The organism is Burkholderia sp. 4M9327F10 (assembly GCF_005503145.1).
Classification (GTDB): Bacteria; Pseudomonadota; Gammaproteobacteria; order Burkholderiales; family Burkholderiaceae; genus Paraburkholderia.
Map to the genome: position 1 here is coordinate 1 of NZ_SCNV01000139.1, position 1801 is coordinate 1801.

2 protein-coding genes are annotated in these 1801 nt (G+C 54.6%); one reads left to right on the plus strand and one right to left on the minus strand.

The genetic code is table 11. The annotated features are described in order from the left end of the window. Window positions 1–163: 163 nt before the first annotated feature. On the minus strand, window positions 164–1123 hold the full coding sequence (locus tag FFS45_RS41435) for a YafY family protein (protein ID WP_137960350.1): 960 nt from the start codon (window positions 1121–1123) through the stop codon (window positions 164–166). A 211-nt stretch (window positions 1124–1334) separates the two neighbouring features. Between FFS45_RS41435 and FFS45_RS41440 the strand changes: the two genes are divergently transcribed. Continuing rightward, the coding region (locus FFS45_RS41440) for an alpha/beta fold hydrolase (protein ID WP_137960351.1) at window positions 1335–1801 on the plus strand (467 nt) is incomplete at its 3' end.

A 1801-nucleotide genomic window follows, 5' to 3' on the forward strand; every position in this document is an offset into this window, starting at 1 on the left:
TCGGCCAACAGCGGACCGTCGTGCGTTCGGGCCGAGTGTCCGCCTTTAGCCGATCCGCAGAAGCATCTAATGCCAGTATGCAGTCGAAGATTAATGTAGCGGCAAACAGCGACCCAACACGGATGCACGATCCAGGCGCGAGCGATTCACCTCATGTTGCCCGCTACAGCCCTTCGTCGAGATTGTTTTTCCTGAGCTGGCATGCCTGCATGCGCTCCAGCTGGACTTGTTTTCGGAGCTTTGCTGGTTGGAGAACCATCGCATGCGAACCTGAGCCCAATACGAAGAACAATGCATCGTCATACTTCTCGAATCGGACATCAAATATCAGCCAGCCATTCTCGTCGCCTTCCACAAGGGAATACGTAACCCACGAACCCAGTCGCTTTGCAGCTTCAGCAGTGAGCGCGATAGTCGTTCGTACACCGCGGCCTTTCTCTTTCAGCTCCTCTGTACTTTTCTTCCAATATTTCGCCAGTTGAAATCGGGACGGCCGTTGTGTCAGCGTAGCGAGAACCACGATATTGCTCATACGGGACAGCCGGTATGTTCTTACTCCTTTCGGAGTCTTGGCAACGAGATACCAGATTGCCTGCTTACACACCATCCCCAAAGGATCAACGGTTCTATTGCGAGATTCGTCGTCCGTTGTATAAGTGAAGTTGATCTTGCGATCGGACAGAACCGCTTCATGAACGAATGGGAAAGCGGATAGATCCTCCGCCGGAGCCCACCAGTCCGTCGGATCAATGTGCAGGCGAGCACGTATCGCGCTTGCCTGTGTTTGCATCGGCCCTGGCAACGATGCGATAAGCTTTTCAAAACCACTCTCTGCCGCGATCGCAAGGTTGGTTGTGCCGAGCAGACTCGGTCTCGACATCAGCAGCCCTTGAATCTCCCTGGAAGTAAGACCCGGTACATCGGTCTTCCAGCCTTCTGCCAATTCCCATCCCCCTTGCGACCCACGATGCGCTATTAGCGGAACGCCTGCCATGCACAGCGATTCCATATCACGGTACGCCGTGCGATCGGAGACTTCGAGCTTTTCGGCGATTTCGCGCGTAGACAAACGACCGCGCGTCTGTAGCAACAAAAGGATCGAGATAAGACGGTCGGATTTCATAAGGCAATTATCCAGGGCCGATCTAGATTAACCCAAATATACGACAGTCGATGTCATATATCGGCCGCTATTCTACTCGTATGGCCCGAACTGAAATATCGCGAATCCGCTTTGTTTCATGCAGGACACGTGCGAAGCGGTGACGCACTGATTCGTGCCTGGCCCGTCGCACGTCGGTCAAGTAAGAACCATTCGAGGAAAAGGCAAGAGTATGACTCAACATTTCGACACTAACACTCCAGCAGTGACCTATCTCCCCCACTCGTTCGCCGAGAGGCAAATCGACCTTGGCGAAGTTACATTGAACTATGCCGTAGCCGGGCAATCGTCAGCACCTGCGCTCCTGCTGATACCGGGTCAGGCGGCATCGTGGTGGGACTATGAATCCGTGATGGCTCGCCTACAGTCCGACTTTCAGGTGTTTGCAGTGGATCTTCGCGGACAAGGTCGCTCTAGCCGCACGCCCAGGCGCTATACGCTCGACACTTGGGGTAACGATCTGGTGCGCTTAATCCAGCATGCGATCGGACGCCCGACGCTAGTGGCTGGACATTCGTCGGGTGGCGTTCTGGCTGCATGGCTGGCAGCCTATGCACCACGCAATTCAGTCAAGGCCGTGTATCTTGAAGACGCACCCCTGTTCAGTTCCGAGCTAGTTCCGGCGTGTGGTCCTGGAGT

Excerpts from the sequence above, each read along its gene's own strand:
- FFS45_RS41435 (WP_137960350.1), bottom strand. The coding sequence starts at position 1,123 with ATGAAATCCGACCGTCTTATCTCGATCCTTTTGTTGCTACAGACGCGC.